General features: G+C 45.3%; 13 protein-coding genes. 6 read left to right on the forward strand and 7 right to left on the reverse strand.

The features are described 5' to 3' along the window. Nucleotides 1-43: 43 nt before the first annotated feature. Nucleotides 44-775: a glycosyltransferase gene (locus Q1A54_RS19840; protein WP_299991678.1), complete on the reverse strand. Its 732-nt coding sequence runs from the start codon at nucleotides 773-775 to the stop codon at nucleotides 44-46. A 232-nt stretch (nucleotides 776-1,007) separates the two neighbouring features. Here Q1A54_RS19840 and Q1A54_RS19845 point away from each other — a divergent pair, with 232 nt between their 5' ends. Next, complete coding sequence (locus tag Q1A54_RS19845; RefSeq protein WP_299991681.1) at nucleotides 1,008-2,330, forward strand: T9SS C-terminal target domain-containing protein; 1,323 nt, start codon at nucleotides 1,008-1,010, stop codon at nucleotides 2,328-2,330. Between the two features lie 108 nt (nucleotides 2,331-2,438). Here the strand turns inward: Q1A54_RS19845 and Q1A54_RS19850 are convergent, their stop codons facing one another. From Q1A54_RS19850 to Q1A54_RS19865, 4 genes are all read right to left on the reverse strand, one after another. After that, complete coding sequence (locus Q1A54_RS19850; protein WP_007656691.1) at nucleotides 2,439-2,765, reverse strand: iron-sulfur cluster assembly accessory protein; 327 nt, start codon at nucleotides 2,763-2,765, stop codon at nucleotides 2,439-2,441. Between the two features lie 13 nt (nucleotides 2,766-2,778). After that, the gene (locus Q1A54_RS19855) at nucleotides 2,779-3,186 is read right to left on the reverse strand and encodes a hypothetical protein (RefSeq protein WP_007656689.1); all 408 of its coding nucleotides are present in this window, start codon (nucleotides 3,184-3,186) and stop codon (nucleotides 2,779-2,781) included. 15 nt (nucleotides 3,187-3,201) lie between these two features. Next, the gene (gene iscU / locus Q1A54_RS19860) at nucleotides 3,202-3,615 is read right to left on the reverse strand and encodes a Fe-S cluster assembly scaffold IscU (protein WP_196116176.1); all 414 of its coding nucleotides are present in this window, start codon (nucleotides 3,613-3,615) and stop codon (nucleotides 3,202-3,204) included. Nucleotides 3,616-3,709: 94 nt separating this feature from the next. Then, nucleotides 3,710-4,924 (reverse strand): IscS subfamily cysteine desulfurase, encoded by a 1,215-nt coding sequence (locus Q1A54_RS19865; protein WP_196116173.1) that lies wholly within the window; start codon nucleotides 4,922-4,924, stop codon nucleotides 3,710-3,712. Nucleotides 4,925-5,041: 117 nt separating this feature from the next. On the opposite strand from Q1A54_RS19865, the gene mce reads away from it, so the two are divergent. From mce to Q1A54_RS19880, 3 genes are all read left to right on the forward strand, one after another. Further along, nucleotides 5,042-5,443, forward strand: coding sequence for a methylmalonyl-CoA epimerase (gene mce, locus Q1A54_RS19870; RefSeq protein WP_196116171.1), 402 nt, complete (start codon nucleotides 5,042-5,044; stop codon nucleotides 5,441-5,443). Between the two features lie 109 nt (nucleotides 5,444-5,552). Further along, nucleotides 5,553-6,128, forward strand: coding sequence for an L-threonylcarbamoyladenylate synthase (locus Q1A54_RS19875; protein WP_299991686.1), 576 nt, complete (start codon nucleotides 5,553-5,555; stop codon nucleotides 6,126-6,128). A 147-nt stretch (nucleotides 6,129-6,275) separates the two neighbouring features. After that, nucleotides 6,276-7,703, forward strand: a complete 1,428-nt coding sequence (locus tag Q1A54_RS19880; RefSeq protein WP_299991688.1) for an HD domain-containing protein — start codon at nucleotides 6,276-6,278, stop codon at nucleotides 7,701-7,703. 116 nt (nucleotides 7,704-7,819) lie between these two features. Here Q1A54_RS19880 and Q1A54_RS19885 read toward each other — a convergent pair whose 3' ends face one another. Further along, nucleotides 7,820-10,339, reverse strand: coding sequence for a PspC domain-containing protein (locus Q1A54_RS19885; protein WP_299991691.1), 2,520 nt, complete (start codon nucleotides 10,337-10,339; stop codon nucleotides 7,820-7,822). Continuing rightward, entirely contained in the window at nucleotides 10,336-10,680 is a 345-nt protein-coding gene (locus Q1A54_RS19890; protein ID WP_007656671.1) for a PadR family transcriptional regulator, read from the reverse strand. Before Q1A54_RS19890 ends, Q1A54_RS19885 begins: the two co-directional genes overlap by 4 nt. Before the next feature lie 283 nt (nucleotides 10,681-10,963). Here Q1A54_RS19890 and Q1A54_RS19895 point away from each other — a divergent pair, with 283 nt between their 5' ends. After that, nucleotides 10,964-12,058: a PorV/PorQ family protein gene (locus Q1A54_RS19895; protein ID WP_299991695.1), complete on the forward strand. Its 1,095-nt coding sequence runs from the start codon at nucleotides 10,964-10,966 to the stop codon at nucleotides 12,056-12,058. A gap of 28 nt (nucleotides 12,059-12,086) precedes the next feature. Beyond that, entirely contained in the window at nucleotides 12,087-17,135 is a 5,049-nt protein-coding gene (locus Q1A54_RS19900; RefSeq protein WP_299991697.1) for a C25 family cysteine peptidase, read from the forward strand. The last annotated feature ends 131 nt before the right edge of the window (nucleotides 17,136-17,266 follow it).

Raw genomic sequence — 17,266 nt, forward strand, 5'->3', positions numbered from 1 at the left:
GTAAGAGGGGAAAACCTAATTAGACGAATTGAACATATAATGATTATTTAATTACTGGAGCTTTAAATACTACCCTTTTGAATGTGTAATAGGATAGTAAATAAATAGAGTTTAAAATAGCTTTCTTAGAAACTCTGGGTGATGGGGTTCTATATTGAATTGGTACCTCGATGAACCTTGTTTTTCGCAACAAGTAGCGAACCTCTGTTTGGTAAAAATGAGCTTGTGATAATAAGTTGTAATTTAGAATTTTTTTCACAGTTTGAAGACTAAATCCTTGAAAACCAGAGGTCATATCATGCATTTTTGTGCCTAGTAAAAGATTGGAAAGCAGGGTGCCAGCTTTTGATAAAAATGTTCTCTTCCAAGTTGAATCAACTATTGCGCCTCCAGCTATAAATCGACTTCCGAAAACACAGTCGTACTTCTTATGCAATAGAGATAAAAATACCGGTATCTCTTTAGGGTCATGCGATAACCCAGCATCCATCTCAATTATATATTCATGTTTAGCAGTTGCTGCTTGCCTATAGCCAAATAGGTATGCATCTACAACATTTTTAGACGCTGGCGCCCAAACTGCTACAAATCTGTTATCACTCTTCGCTAGGTTCTGGCATAAGGACAGTGTTTGGTCTTTAGATGCGTTGTCTACTACAAGGTATACTTTACCACATTGCATTTCATTTAAGACTTCTGTTAATCCATTTATAAAAGAATAAAAGTCTTTCTCCTCATTAGCCATTGGAGTAACTACGGCAAAATTATATGTCATTGGTGTCAACTGTGGTAATTAAGATTAACACTTCCCTTGATTTATAATGCGAATTTATGGGAATATATGCTAACAAATGCACTTTTTGGAGTAGCCTTTTAAGTTTGAACTCTTAAGTGTTTTAAATACAGTTAAATGCTTGAACTTTTTGGTCTTAGATTCTGGTTTATCTAGAAATTCTATAACATAATAGCATTACTTCGAATTTTAAACTTTTACTTTTAGCCATTACATGGAAACATTTATTGTCCGAGCCATAACGGCTACGGTAGTGGGAGTGCTGTGCCTTGCAGCGAATTTTTCTATGCCTGTGTATGGGCAAGCAATAGAAATGGGCAGGTTCTTAACGACTTATAACCAGGATTTCAACTCCTTACCCACTACTAACAGTTCTTCAGTAGTGACTGCTCGACTTGGTGAGGATGCGTTTATACCAGATGGCTGGGCTGTCTATAGGATAAATTCCAAAAGCGAGATTGTGATTAATAATACTATTTTGGTTAATAATGGTTCTTCAAACACTGGCGGGCTTTATAGTTACGGTAGTACTGGTACAACAGATAGAGCACTTGGAGCATTGACTGCATCAGGAATCGAAATAACATATAATCTCTTACTGCAAAACACATCAGGTAGAGCAATTACAGCCCTCGATATTGAATTTGCTGCAGAACAATGGCGTATGGGAAGTGCCAACACAGAAGTGCAGAGGTTACTCTTTATGTATGCCGTCGCTGAGTATCCTTCTACTTTTAATTTAAAGGCTAAGCTTAATACGCCAGGCTGGACTACAGTGCCTTCCTTACAATTCAATAGTCCTGTTATTGGAGGTGTAGCTAGGCCCATTGATGGAAACGCTCCTGCAAACCGAAAAGAATTCTCTTATACTTTACCTGAAGTTATACCTGATGGACATTATGTAATGCTGCGCTGGTATGACCCAGACGAACTACACCAAGACCACGGACTGGCAATTGACGACGTGAAAGTCACCTGGAAGATTGAAGCTGACTATATTCCCTTACCAGTAGAGCTGACCAAGTTTACTGCCCGAACTATCGGCAAAGGTGTTGAACTGAATTGGACAACAGCTTCAGAACTAGATAGCAAGCATTTCGAAATAGAACGTAGTGCCGATGCAAGAAGCTTCAAAACTATCGGCATAGTGAATACGAAAGGAACTACGAGTTTGACCACAAACTATACCTTTCACGACCGTGAGCCACTTTTAGGGACATCCTACTATAGGCTCAAGCAAGTAGACGAAGACCTCACCTATACCTATTACCATATTCTTGCCGTCTCGAACCAACAAGCTAAAGCAGCCTCGGTATACCCAACCCTCGCACAGCAGGAGTTAAAAGTTGAGCTACCATTAGCGCATATGACTTATGATGCAGCTGTCTATGACAAAATGGGCCGGGTCGTGTTGCGGCAAAATCTGAAAGGCTATACCCATGCGCTGGATGTTAGTCGCTTGGGACATGGCAACTACACCTTAGTGCTGTCGAATGAAGTAGGGGAGAAGCAATCCTTACGATTCTTGAAGAAATAACTATACCCGAAGAGTAGCAACATGGAATAGCTATACTTGCCTCCAGTATAAAATCAGAAGGGCCAGCTAACTTTAGCTGGCCCTTCTGATTTTATAACTTATAGTTCCTTAAACGGAGAAGCTGTCGCCGCAACCGCAGGTACGGGAGGCGTTCGGGTTGTTGAAGTAAAAGCCTTTGCCGTTCAAACCGTCCGAGAAGTCAAGCTCGGTGCCAGCCAGGTATAGGAAGCTCTTCATGTCTACCACTACCTTAATGCCTTTGTCCTCAAACTCCTGGTCCATTGGTTTCACCTCGTCGTCGAAGTCGAGGTTGTAGGAGAGTCCAGAACAACCGCCTCCTGCTACAGATGCGCGCAGGCGAAACGTATCGTCGAGCTGAGCATCCTGCTTCAGCTTCAATACTTTCTCTTTTGCTTTATCTGATACTGTTATCATAACAATTCTTTCTTTAAGATACTGGATTCAGCACCACACTGAAAACAGTGATCGTGTTCATGTCGCGACCAAAGTATAACTTGTCGAGCGCCTCGTACATGTTACGAGCACGGAAGTAGGAAGTATTCAACTCCTTGTCTCCACGGGCCATCCACTGTACGGTATAAGGGCTCTCTTTTTCTTTATAACTCTGCACGTAGTCCCACATTTTACGGAGCGCATCCACTCTGTCATACCCAACTTCTGTGTGGAAGAGGAACGACTGCAAGTGGCGCGGGTTTACCGTTATCAGGTCCAGACGCACTTTGTTATCCAGCTTTCTGAATTCGAAAAGCAGACTGTCGCCACTTAAGCCTAAGTGGTTTTCAATCTGCTTCTGAATACGTGCACTTTCTACGTGCACCTCGGTCGTTGACTCCATGCGTGAGTCCAGGTCTTAGTGGTGTGACTTCGGCATTTCCAGTGCTGGAAGGCCGTTCTTTACTCTATAGTCGTTGATGGCAGACTTAATGGCGTCCTCAGCAAGCACAGAGCAGTGAATTTTCACAGGAGGCAATGCCAGTTCTTCCACAATATCCATGTTGTCAATGGCAAGGGCCTCGTCAACAGACTTTCCTTTCAGCCACTCGGTAGCTAGTGATGAAGAAGCGATAGCAGAACCACAACCGAAGGTCTTAAACTTCGCATCAGTGATGATCTGGTTTTCGTCTACTTCAATCTGAAGGCGCATTACGTCACCGCACTCAGGCGCACCTACAAGGCCAGTACCTACGCTGTTTTTCGCTTTGTCAAGCGTACCTACGTTGCGTGGGTTGTTATAATGATCGATTACTTTATCTGAATAAGCCATGGCTATTTATAATTACTAGTTAATAATGATTAATGAATAATAAGTGGGGAGGGAACAATTAATCATTATTCATTCCCCATTATTAATTAAACTCTTAGTGTTCTGCCCACTCAATTGAGTTCAGGTCGATGCCTTCTTTGAACATCTCCCAAAGTGGCGACATCTCACGCAGTTTAGCAACAGCTTCTTTCGTGTGGTTGATGGCGTAGTCAATTTCTTCGTCTGTAGTGAAGCGGCTCAAACCGAAACGCAGCGAAGAGTGTGCCAGGTCGTCACTTAATCCTAACGCTTTTAGTACGTAAGAAGGTTCTAAAGATGCTGATGTACAGGCAGAACCAGAAGATACGGCAATGTCTTTCACACCCATCATCAGGCCTTCACCCTCTACATACTTGAAGGAGATGTTAGTTACGTGCGGCAGACGATGCTCACGCGAACCGTTCACATAAGACTCCTCGATTGTCAAAAGCTCTTTCTCGAGTCTGTCGCGCATGGCAGAAAGACGGGCTGTGTCTTTTTCCATGTCCTGCTTGGCAATCTCGCAAGCCTTACCCAGACCCACAATACCAGGCACGTTCAGCGTACCAGAACGCATACCGCGCTCGTGTCCGCCACCGTCCATCTGGGCGGTTACTTTCACACGTGGGTTCTTACGACGCACATACAGCGCACCAACACCTTTCGGTCCGTACATTTTGTGGCCAGAGAAAGCCATCAGGTCGATGCCGTCAGCTTCCACGTCCACTGGAATTTTACCAACTGCCTGCGTAGCATCTGTAAAGAACAGTACGCCGTGCTTCTTGGCGATAGCAGAAATTTCACGGATCGGCTGGATAACGCCAACTTCGTTGTTGCCATACATGATCGAAATCAGAATGGTCTTGTCAGTAATCGCTTCTTCCAGTTGCTTCAGGTCGATCAGACCTTCTGCGTTCACAGGCAGATACGTTACCTTTCCACCGATTTTCTCGATGTGTTTGCAAGTATCCAGTACTGCTTTGTGCTCCGTAGTAGCCGTGATGATGTGGTTACCTTTAGAGGCATACATCTCAAAGACACCTTTGATAGCCAGGTTATCTGACTCAGTAGCGCCCGAAGTGAAGATGATTTCTTTTGGTGAGCAATTGATAAGTGAGGCGATTTGCTCACGTGCATAGTCAACAGCCTCCTCGGCATGCCAGCCGAATGCGTGGTTACGGGAAGCGGCGTTACCAAACTTGCCAGTGAAGTATGGCATCATGGCCTCCAGCACGCGCGGGTCAAGCGGTGTAGTGGCGTTGTTGTCTAAGTATATCGGAAATGTTAGCATATCACTATTTTTTATCTCTTTTTGTCCTGTCTGATTAACAGTTGTGAGAAATTATTAGTTTTGAATTCCCTGCAAAATTAACAAAAAAAGGTTACTTAGACTAATTACAAATTGAAAATGGTAAACGTAGAACATATAGGTATAGCGGTTAAAAATTTCAGCGAGGCAAATGCCCTGTATTTTAAACTGCTGGGCGTGGAGCCTTACAAAACGGAGTTTGTGGAGTCGGAGGCGGTAAACACCTCTTTCTTTAAGGTAGGAGGCACTAAAATAGAGCTTTTAGAGGGCACAACACCCGATAGCGCCATCAGCAAATTCATCGAGAAACGCGGTGAAGGTATACACCACATCGCTTTTGAGGTGGAAGATATTCTGGCTGAAATGGAAAGGCTGAAGGGGGAGGGCTTCATACTACTGAACGAGACACCCAAAAAAGGTGCCGATAACAAACTGGTTTGCTTCGTGCACCCAAAAAGCGCCAATGGGGTGCTGGTAGAACTGACGCAGGAGATACGTTAAATGGTTGTATGGCTGTATTGTTAAATTGTTGAACGCGGCTATATCTATTGTTTGTGTATAGGCACATTTGAGGGAAACCATTTAACAATCAAACAATTTAACCATCAAAATGATGAAACATTTTCTGAAAGAGGTACAGGCGGCGGAGGACGAGTTACTAGTCGGCAACGTCATCTTATACCCAACCGATACGGTTTGGGGAATCGGTTGTGATGCCGAGAATGCTGCTGCCGTTAGGAAGATTTTCAAGATAAAGGAACGGGAAGAATCGAAGTCTATGATTGTGCTGGTGAGCAACGTGGCTATGCTGAGGCGTTACGTGCGCGATGTACCCGAGGACTTTGAGCAGTTAGCTGAGTCACAGGAGCGTCCGACGACTTTTGTACTCTCTGGTGCCCAGAATCTGCCCAAAGAACTGATTGCCGAAGACGGCAGCATCGGTATGCGCATCGCCAAAGACGAATTCTGCCACCGCTTGATGCAGCAAATAGGCCGTCCGCTGGTGTCTACCTCAGCTAATGTGAGCGGTGAGCCTTCACCGCGTAATTTTGCTGAAGTATCTGCTACGATAAAAGAGCGGGTTGATTATGTGGTGCAGTGGCGACAAGACGAGGAAGTAGAATCACGGCCATCGCGCATCATCAAAATTGATGAAAACGGCAAACAGACGGTTATTCGGGAGTAAGGTGTAGGTATAGCGTGTAACGGGCGGTGGCCTATACCCATGTTTCAGAGCCGTCTACGATTTTTTAGCCTTGCTCTGAATTTATCTCTTTATTTTTGTGCCTCAGGCGTATGTTTTCTGTACAGCCTGAGGTTTTGATTTTTCTGAATGGATACGATAAAATTACCTGAGCACCCCATATTCGATACCGTGGCTGCTGCCGCTGCTGAAGTAGGCGTAGACGCTTACGTGATTGGGGGCTTTGTGCGTGATCTGGTCCTCAAAAGGCCATCTAAAGATATTGACGTGGTATGTGTGGGCAATGGCATCGAGCTGGCTGAGCGGGTATCGCATAAGCTGCCGCACAAGCCCAAAGTGTCGGTTTTTAAGCACTTCGGTACTGCTATGCTGCGCTCAGGTGAATGGGAAGTGGAATTTGTGGGTGCCCGCAAGGAATCATACCGCGAGGAATCCCGCAAGCCAGATGTAGAAACTGGTACGCTAGAGGACGACCTGAAACGCCGTGACTTCACTATCAATGCCTTAGGTATAAGCCTGAACGAAGGTACCTACGGACAGCTGATTGACCGCTTCGATGGGGTAAAAGACATGAAGCGCAAGATCATTCGCACACCGCTAGAGCCGGGAATTACCTTCTCCGACGACCCGCTGCGCATGATGCGTGCCATCCGCTTCGCCTCTCAACTTAACTTCGATATTGCTCCGGAAACCTTCGACGCCATCATCGACAACAAGGGGCGTATCAAGATTGTATCACAGGAGCGAATCACGGACGAACTGAACAAGATCGTGCTCTCACCGGTGCCTTCTTACGGCTTCAAACTGCTTTTTGCATCTGGTCTGTTGCAGCTGATTTTCCCCAAAATGGCAGAATTGCAGGGTGTGGAGACGATCAAAGGCAACTCGCATAAAGATAACTTTTACCATACTCTGCAGGTGCTTGATAATGTGTCGGAGGTTACGGATGACCTGTGGCTGCGTTGGTCGGCCATCATGCACGACATCGCCAAGCCCGATACAAAACGCTACCACGAGAAAGTGGGCTGGACTTTCCATGGTCATGAAGAGCGTGGCGCCCGTATGGTGCCCAAGCTTTTCAAAGATCTGAAACTGCCACTGAACGATCACATGAAGTTTGTGCAAAAGCTGGTTCGCCTGCACCTGCGCCCCATTGCACTGGTAAAGGACACTGTAACCGACTCTGCCATTCGCAGACTTTTGTTTGAGGCGGGCGACGACATTGATGCGCTTATGAAACTGTGCCGCGCTGACATCACCTCCAAAAACGACAGCAAGGTAAAGCGCTACCTGCAGAACTTCGATAAGGTGGAGAAGCGACTGGTAGAGGTGGAGGAGAGCGACAAACTGCGCAACTTCCAGCCAGTGATTACTGGTGAGGTTATCATGGAAACGTTTGATCTGAAGCCGTCTAAAACGGTAGGGGAGTTGAAGGAGGCACTGACAGAAGCGATACTGGAGGGAACTGTTAAAAACGAGTTTGGCGAAGCCTTCGCTTTTCTCCTCGAAAAAGGAAAAGAACTGGGACTTCGCCAGGTAAACTCACCAAACAACTAAACAAACAAATCACTCAGGTATAGAACCTGTAAGTGGGTATAAAGTTTTATTTTGTACTAAAGGCAGGTATAGAGAAGGGATAAGTTGGTAAGACTTATCCCTTTTTTGTAGAGCTATTACAGGCGCGATATTTTGCTAGCACCTGCCACATCTGTTACCACATTGCTCGGGTTACCTCTGTAGCGTACTTTGCTGGCACCTGCCGCATTGGCGCGCAGTGTGTTGGTGGCATGTACATCAGCAGAGCAAGCGCCAACAGCATCAATCTCAACTGAATTAGCTACCAGTCTTGTAGCATCCATCTTGCTGGCTCCGGCAATATCCATGTCTACGTACTCGGCGCGACCTGAAAATGTGCTTTTGGAAGCTCCGGCGATATCGGCTTTTATTCTGTTTACATTCACATCCACAAAGGCCTGTGTAGCACCAGTTAAGGCTAAGGTCAGCTCTGGTGATTTGATGTGACCGATATCCGCTTTGATGGCGCCGCTCAAATCAAGGCTTCGCAGTTCAGGCACCGTTATCTGAATCAACACAGTCTTCTGTCTATCGAAGAGCTTGAAAGTTCTGTCTTCGTGCTCAATTACCAGTTCATTGCCTTTTTTAGTGATCTCAAGTTTTTCCAGATCATCCGCATTGCCACTGGCAGTGATGTTGTAGCTGCTGCCCTGGGTAATCTGTACGTGGTAAGCTCCGTTCACTGAGATAGCGTTGAAGTCGCTGAAGTCATAATTCTGCTTATTAGAGCTATACTCTGACTCGTTCATCAGCACGCTTCCACCAGCACCCATCGTAGCGGCTGCATTGTAAGTGAAATCGCTGTCGGCTACGTCTAGCGTGTCGGATGCGCAGGTGATACAGGCAAGCAGGTTGCCTTTTACCTGCCACAGGTTGCGCAGAGTCTTTTCTCGGCTATACTCTTCTTCGAAGGCGCTGCTCGGCACCATACGCAGGAAGTTGCTGGTCAGGCGTAGCTGCTTATCTTGCGGTATAAGCAAGGTCACGTCCATGCGCTGGCTGCGATAAGCCGCCCCGGATGCAAACTCGAAGCTGTCGTCGAAACGGAGTGTAGAGTCGGTTTGTACCACGCGGTAGGTTACCATGCGTGCATTTTCCTGTGCTTCAGCCTCCGTCTTGCCTTTGGCCTGCAGGCGTTGCTGCACTTCCAGATTCGAACCAGTGTGTCCCTGCACATCGAAATAGATGCGGTTTTCATAAGAGGAGTTCGTGTTATAACCATCCAGCGTGATCGTAGGGTATGGCCCAACCGGGAAGGACTGGGTTGTTACCACTTCACCTGAGCGACGGAAGTTTTCAGCATGAGCCGCGATGAAAGCGATCATGGTAAACAAGCTGATCAGCCAGATGCCAAACAGAGACCAACCCACCAGTGGGCGCATAAAGAAGCGCTTCGCCAAAAGGCCGATTGCCAGCAGGATCAGGAACAAGATAGGTATGAGTCCTACAAAAAAACCAGCCACCAATCCGAGCCGGGGAAAGCCCTCCAAAAGAACGGAGGCCGGAAAATCACCCATCATGAACGCCGTGTCGCCATCTACTATGCCCAAAGACACAAACAGGGAAGTGAAAAGAGCTACAGTAAGGCCTAGCGAAATAAACAACAACGTGATACCGGCAGCCACTCTGATCAATGTGATAAGTACCGCTAGAATAGGGCCTAATGCTCTGCCTAGCCAGTTAATTATCTGCGAGATGATGCGAAAAGGCAGGAGCAATACCTTGGCGGCAGTGCTTTCCTCTCCATCGTGGTCCTTCATGTTGAGGTTCTCTTTCAGGGTGTGCTCAATACTGGCCAGCGTAACCGGGTTTCCCTGCATTTGCATACGTTCGGTCAGGCTGGCCGCCTCCGGGACCGCTACCCAGAGGATGATGTAAGCCAGTATACCAAACCCCCCCGCAAAAATCAGGGCTAGGAAAAGGATGCGAATAACCGCTACATCAACACCAAAATACTTGGCAATACCGCTGGCCACACCTGCCAGTTTCTTGTCATCCGGATCACGGAACAGCTTTTTCACCGTGATTTCAGGTAGTGAGTAGTTTACAGGCAGCGCGATCCAGAGGATAATGTACAGGATCAAGCCAAAGGAACCTGAGATACCATCAGTAATAGGCGTACCGATTACCAGGAACACAAAGATCAGGCGAATCCATACCGGGTCTACGTTCAGGTAATTCGCTATACCTGATGACACACCGCTGATTACTTTGCGGCTTGCATCGCGGTACAGGCGCTTTGGCCGGGCAGTTGCAGCAGCGGCTGCCGCTCCTCCAGCTTCGGCGTACTCAGGTTCAGGAGCGCCGGCTCTGTATGCTTGTTTGGCATGCGGCATTTCCTCTTCCATTGGCTCCAGTATCTCGAAGTCAGTCACATCGCCCATTTGAGCAATAAGTGATTGTACATCCTCTATAGTGATGACCTGTTTGCCAGGAGAAAGACGCGTTGAAAAGATCTCCGCTATGCGTGCCTCGATATCAGCTACAATTTCCTCGTGTCCTTCGTAGCTCGAAAAGTAGTGGCGAATAGAAGCAAGATAGCGGCTAAGTTGCTCATACCCATCTTCCTCAATGTGGAAGATAATGCCTTGCAGATTGACGTTTATGTTCTTTTTCATGATTGCTGCGCTTTCTTGTTGTGGATGATGAATTCGGTGGAAGCTACCAGTTCGCCCCATGTTTCCCGGAGTTGATCCAGAAAAGTGCGCCCGGTCTCGGTAAGTGTGTAATACTTGCGGGGTGGCCCAGAGGTAGATTCGACCCAACTATAGTCGAGAAGCCCCGCGTTCTTGAGGCGAGTAAGGAGAGGATAAAGAGTTCCCTCCACTACTATCATCTTGGCAGCTGTCAGCTCCTCCAACATATCGGACGCATATACCTCACCACGAGAGATAATCTCCAGTATGCAGAACTCCAGAATTCCCTTCCGCATCTGCACTTGTGTGTTTTCTACTTTCATGATGATTCCGTTTAATGTTGAAGCAAAGTTATTAAAAGGTACTATGTAAAACAAGGTACTGTTTAAAAATAATTACGAAAGTTTTTTCAAAGGGTTTAAGTGGCAGCTAATTGTGGATAAAAATGATTATTTTTGAATGCGAAAAAATGTCGTTTTAAATCAACTTATTCGCTTTTCATGGTGTTAGGAGGCAAAACTGCTTCCATTGATCGGGTAATAAACTAAGCCTGAATTTTTTTTTAATAATTCTTAAAAGCCCATTTGAGATTGTATTCCTGTGCCTATGACCAGATTTACCCTTTCGGTTCTATTGCTAGTGCTATGTTTTGTGAGCGGTGTTGCCCAGGCGCAGGTAGCTACTCCAAAGTATAGTAATGAATTTTTAAATATCGGGGTGGGGGCTCGGGCCCTTGGTATGGGTAATGTGCAGGTCGCAGTTGCCGATGATGCCACAGCCGGATTCTGGAATCCGGCGGGTTTGCTGCAACTGCGCAATAAGTACAACATCGCCCTCATGCACTCAGAACTCTTCGCAGGCATAGCCAAGAATGATTTCGGCAGCTTTGCCATGCCCATCGACTCGAGTAGTGCCCTTGCTGTCTCGGTTATCCGCCTCGGCGTAGACGACATTGTGGACACCCGTCGCCTTCAAAACGAGTACGGCTACATCCAATACGACAGCATTCGCTTTTTTTCGGTGGCGGACTATGCCATGCTGTTATCCTATGCTCGTAAAAGTAACCTGGTACAAGGCTTAACACTGGGAGTTAACGCCAAGATTATCTACCGAAATGTGGGGGAGTTTGCCAATGCCTGGGGCTTCGGTTTTGATGCGGGCGCCCAGTTGCGCCGCGGTACATGGCAATTTGGTGTGATGGCCAAAGACGTAACTACTACCTTCACGGCCTGGACCCATAATGTAGAGGCACTGGAAGCAACCTATCAGCAGACAGGTAATGACCTGCCTGAGAGTACGGCCGAACTTACGCTGCCCCGCTTAGTGCTGGGAGTTGCCAAGAACTTCACTTTCTCTGATAAGTTTACAGGTTTATTGGCCACTGATATTGACTTCACTTTTGACGGCAAGCGTAACGTGCTGCTCAAGTCTGACTTCGCCTCCGTGGACCCGCATGTGGGCATGGAGCTCGCCTATGCCAATACAGTATTCGTGCGGGGAGGCATTAATAACTACCAGCAGTTCCGCAATTTCAATGGAAGCATGTCCTCTAAGGTGCAGCCAAACTTCGGTGTGGGCTTTGAGAACAACGGTCTGAACATAGACTTGGCTCTATCACGCGTGAGCGGTAACGATGGAAACACGGCCAATGCAAACGGGCTTTACTCCATCATCATCTCTTTAGGTTATTCTTTCAATTAAAAATATACGGTTTTAAGTATTACAGCCGATGAATATAAGTAGACTCATTAAGCAGTTTTTGTTTGTATGCACCTTCGTAGTAGGCCTGCAGTCTGTAGCCTTTGCCCAGTCCCCAACACCTTACGGCAACGAATGGATTGATTATAACAAAACTTACTATAAACTGAAAGTTGTTAACACAGGACTTCATCGCTTAAGCTATGGATTTCTGGATAGTTTAGGCTTAGCTGGCACCAACCCACAGCACTTCCAGCTTTTCAGAAGAGGCAAGGAGGTGGCCATCCACGTAGCCGGTGAGGCTGATGGCCGCCTCGATACGCAGGACTTCATCGAATTCTATGGTGAGCGCAACGACGGTAGGTTGGATCAGGACCTATATAAGGATCCCGCGCATCAGCCGCATCAACTATATAGTCTTTATACCGATACGGCCGCTTATTTTCTTACAGTGAATCCTGCTGGTGGGAAGCGCATGCAACAGGTCAACCCTTCGCCGGCGGGGAAGACGCCTGAGCCATATGTATTGCGGAAGGTGACGCGATATTTTGTGGATAGATACTACTATGGAAAAAAGCATGGTACAATCAATGCACTGCTAGCTTGGATGGACGAGGGCGAGGGTTATACCTCAGTTGCTGCCAGAGTTGCTAAAAATTATGATATCCCTTCGCTTACCAATTCAGAAGCGTCAGGGCCTAAGCCGAGTTTTGAAGCTGTAATTGGAGGTGTTAACGCTAACTTGCATGGAGGAGTATTAAATATTGTGACGCCCTCGGGGGCCACCAGAGCCTTGACTCGTTTTGAGATAACAGGGGACAATTTTCAAAAAGTAAAAGGCAATATTGAGTACAGTGACATTTACGCAGATGGCAAAATTAGGGTGCAGACTTTACCTGACGCCACACAGACAAACGATGTAACGCTGTCTTATGTAACCGTGACGTTTGCACAGAAAAGTATAGTGACAGGTAATTCTATGCTATTTCATACGGACTCTACACGTTCCGCTAACCCCTTTTATCTACTTAGTGGTAGCCTAGCGTCAACCGTTGCCTATGATGTTACAGATCCTTATAATCCGATTCGTATAGAAGGCCATGTAAATGGTGGGGCGAAAGGAGTAATAATTCCTACGGAAAACAAAACTCGGCAAGTGTTACTAGCAAACACTGCTAAAGCTTTCAAAGCAGTGGGTAAAGCTGAGGCGATGCGTTTTAGGAATATTGATGCGAATGCGCATAACTACATTATTCTGACGAATAAACGTTTAATGAAGGCTGGAGGAACATCCAGGCCGGCTCCAGTTGAATATGCTGCCTACAGAGCATCTGCTGTTGGTGGAGGGTATGATACGCTCTTGGTTCATGTGGATCAAGTTGTAGATCAATTTCACTACGGTGAATTCTCGTCCAATGCTGTGCGTAAGTTTATGACCTATATGCTTACCTCGGATCGGGAAAAACAGCTTTTTATTATTGGGAAAGGCCTGAAGTACGCTTGGGATGACTATAGAAGTATTCATAACAATAAATACAGCTTTTACCATATAGGAGACCGGCACCCAAACGTGCATGAAATGGATTTAGTGCCAACAGGCATGATTCCTTCATCTGATGTGTTCTTTTCATCTGACTTTAGGAATAATCGATATGAACCTCGGGTTCCTACAGGACGTTTGTCTGCCACAACGCCTGAAAATATAATAGCATATCTGAATAAAGTAAAGGAGCACGAGGCCTTATCAGATGGTTTAGCCTGGAGAAAAAACATTTTACAACTTGGTGGGGGAGCGAATGAAGTACAGCAAAACAAATATGCAAATTGGCTGACGAATTATAGGCTTATTGCAGAAGGTCCACTATTAGGAGCTAATGTAATTGAAAAGTACAGAAGAGATTTTAGAGATTACACTACTTACGTCAATGTTTCTGATGAAGTGAATGCTGGCTTATCACTACTTACTTTTTTCGGACATAGTGCGATAGATGTTACCGACATTGAGATAGGCTTCGCATCGTCTAATCTTAATGGATATAGAAATAAAGGTAAGTACCCCGCTATCATAATGAATGGTTGTTACAGCGGAGATGCATTTATTCATAACAAGATATCTTTTGGCGAAGACTGGTTGATTACTCCAGACCGGGGGGCAATATCATTTATGGCACAGTCTTACATTGGGGGTGATGGGCCTCTGAATGAATTTTCTAATAGATTCTATCAGATTGCTTTTGCCGATAACCAGTTTTATGGACGTACAATTGGGGGTGTTCATAAAGAAACTATTAGAAGGTATATCACATCAAGTTCCCTTTATCAAAGGGGGGATCATGTAGCCACCATGACACAAATGGTGCTCCAGGGAGATCCTGCAGTAAGATTGTATACACCGAGCAAACCTGATTATGCATTTGCAAATAACGCTGCTACAGTTAAGGATCAAAACGGTGAAATTGCGATAGCCGTGTCTGAGAAATTTGTGCTTAGTGTGAATACCATCAATCTCGGGAAAGCTATTAATGACTCGGTTAGCATTGGTGTAAAACGTATTCTGCCAAATGGCACTGCACAAGATCCTGTTTCTATCAAGGTTAAACCTATTTATTACAAAGAGAAATACGAGTTGTCAATTCCTAACACAGATTCAACCGGGGCAGGTATGAACAGGTTTGAGGTAACTCTTGACGACACAGGTCTAATTGATGAGTTGAATGAGAGTAACAATGTGCTGGTGATATCACATTTCCTACCACGCTCAGGAATTTCATTACTGGCACCGATGAATTACTCAATCGTGAATAGTCCGAGTGTTAACTTAGTAGTTCAGTCAACACAACTAAGAACAGAACCTAAAGGAGTCTATTTTGAACTAGATACCACTGACAATTTTAAATCAAATATGAAGCTAACGCACCAGGCAAGTCCTGGTGTACTTCCTGCATGGGAGGTAAATCTTCCAATTCAGAATTCTGACGCTGACAGCACTGTTTTCTTTTGGCGTGCTCGATTTGACCAATTTGAGCAGGGAGAGGACACTGTCTGGGTAAATGGTTCTTTTAGGTACATAAAAGGCAATGAGGAAGGGTGGTCTCAGAGCCATGCAGGTCAGTATAAGGAAGCAGAGATGGATGGGCTTCGTTTAAATTCACAAGACAAAATCGAGTTCAGCCCTATTACTAAAAATTTTGAAATTAGAACTGTAGGAGGGGATGTAAGGTTTGATATGCCTCCACATGGAATCTATATAAATGGAGTATCTGAAATAGACGCAGCTTGTGGTAATTTCAAAGCTTCATCTGTACCAAGAATGTTTTTCTTTGTACTTGATAGTAAGAATCTGAACCATGTGACAGTTCCGGGATTTTCACCTTGCAAATTCATGTGGAATCTTTACCAATTTGGAGATCTCAACAATCCTACAATCAGGGCAAATATGCTACGTTTTTTGAATGCTATTCCTGAGGGGCAATATGTAGTAGCTGTTACTGTAAATAAGGTTCCTTTCGACTTATTTACTCCTGAACTGAAAGCAGCTTTCAGTAATATAGGGTCTAAGCTAATTGATGATATAAAAACAGGTTACCCATTAGCCATAATAGGCCAAAAGGGGGCTGCTATTGGGTCCATTCAAGAATTAGGAGCCGATTTAAGCAGTGATATACCTCCGACTGCACAAGGGATTGCTTTACGTTACTTGATGGAAACAACAAATACGCAAGGCTATATCACTTCTACAACTATAGGGCCTGCCTTAAGCTGGAGTAGCCTGCACCATAATATAGAGAAGAATAGGTTAGGCGACGATAAATATAAACTGAGCGTGTATGGTTTTGATGAGGAAGGTAATCGAGAACTATTAAATGATGCAGTAACATCAAAAATGTTTGATCTTAGCCAAGTAAGTGCAACAAAGTATCCATACTTACAATTACAAGCTCAATTGACAGACATTGAGGACCGTACGGCACCACAGCTCAAACAATGGATGGTTTATTACCAAGCTGCTCCAGAAGGTGTGATCAGGCCAGATTTAGTTAAAGTAAGTGAGGAAATTATAACAGCACAGGCTGAAAGAGGTACCATTAATGTACCGATGGCTTTCCAAAATGTCACGCCGTATGCTTTCCGCGACTCAATCACTGTGGAAGTAACCTTAACAGGAGAAGGGATAGAGCCAAGAATATCACAGTTCAAAATTGAAGCATTGGAAGGGAATAAGACGGCCATGTTCAACTATACTATGTCATCTCTTGAACTTGATGGTAATTATAAACTGAGCATGTATGTGAATCCTCGTTTGCAGCCGGAGCAGCAGTTTCAGAACAACATTTATGAAGTGAACTTCGCTGTACAGTCAAAGCTTCATCCAATCATGGACGTAGCCTTTGACGGCGTACACATTATGGATGGAGAACTTGTAGCTCCAAGCCCGCTTATTAGTATTACTGTGAAGGACGAGAACAAGCATATCTATCTTGAGAACGCAGATGCAATGGAAGTGTATTTAACTAACAATGCAACAGGCGTATCGTTAGATATAAAAGAAACTGCAAAGTCAAGCGAGTTGCGTGTTTTTCCAGCCGACCAGAAGAATGATTTTCGATTTGAGTATAAGCCAGAACATTTAGAAAATGGTATCTACACTTTGGAGGTAAGGGGTAAGGACGTGACAGGTAAAGCCTCAGGAGTTTCGCCTTACCGAATCAATTTCGAAGTAGAGAACGAGTCAAAAATTACCAACTTCTACCCATACCCGAACCCTTTCTCCACCAAAACGCAGTTTATCTTCACGTTGACAGGTGGCGTAATTCCAGATCAGTTCAAAATCCAGATCATGACTGTGACTGGTAAAGTGGTAAAGGAGATTATGCGGGAAGAAATTGGGCCAATTCGCATTGGTAATAACAAAACGGAATATGCCTGGGATGGTACTGATACGTATGGCGACAAACTGGCTAATGGGGTGTATTTATACCGTGTCGTAATGCCTAAAGATACTGAAGAGATGAAGCACATCTGGAAAAAAGGAGATAAGGGCTTCGTGAACGGTTATGGCAAGATTTACATTCTGCGCTAAGTTCTAACTTAGTCTCATCACAAAAAAAGGAGCGCTAGAAGGCGCTCCTTTTTTTGTGCGGCTATACCTGTGCGGCTATACCTGTGCGGCTATACCTGTGCGGCTATACCTGTGCGGCTATACCTGTGCGG

This window comes from uncultured Pontibacter sp. (assembly GCF_947502515.1).
GTDB lineage: Bacteria > Bacteroidota > Bacteroidia > Cytophagales > Hymenobacteraceae > Pontibacter.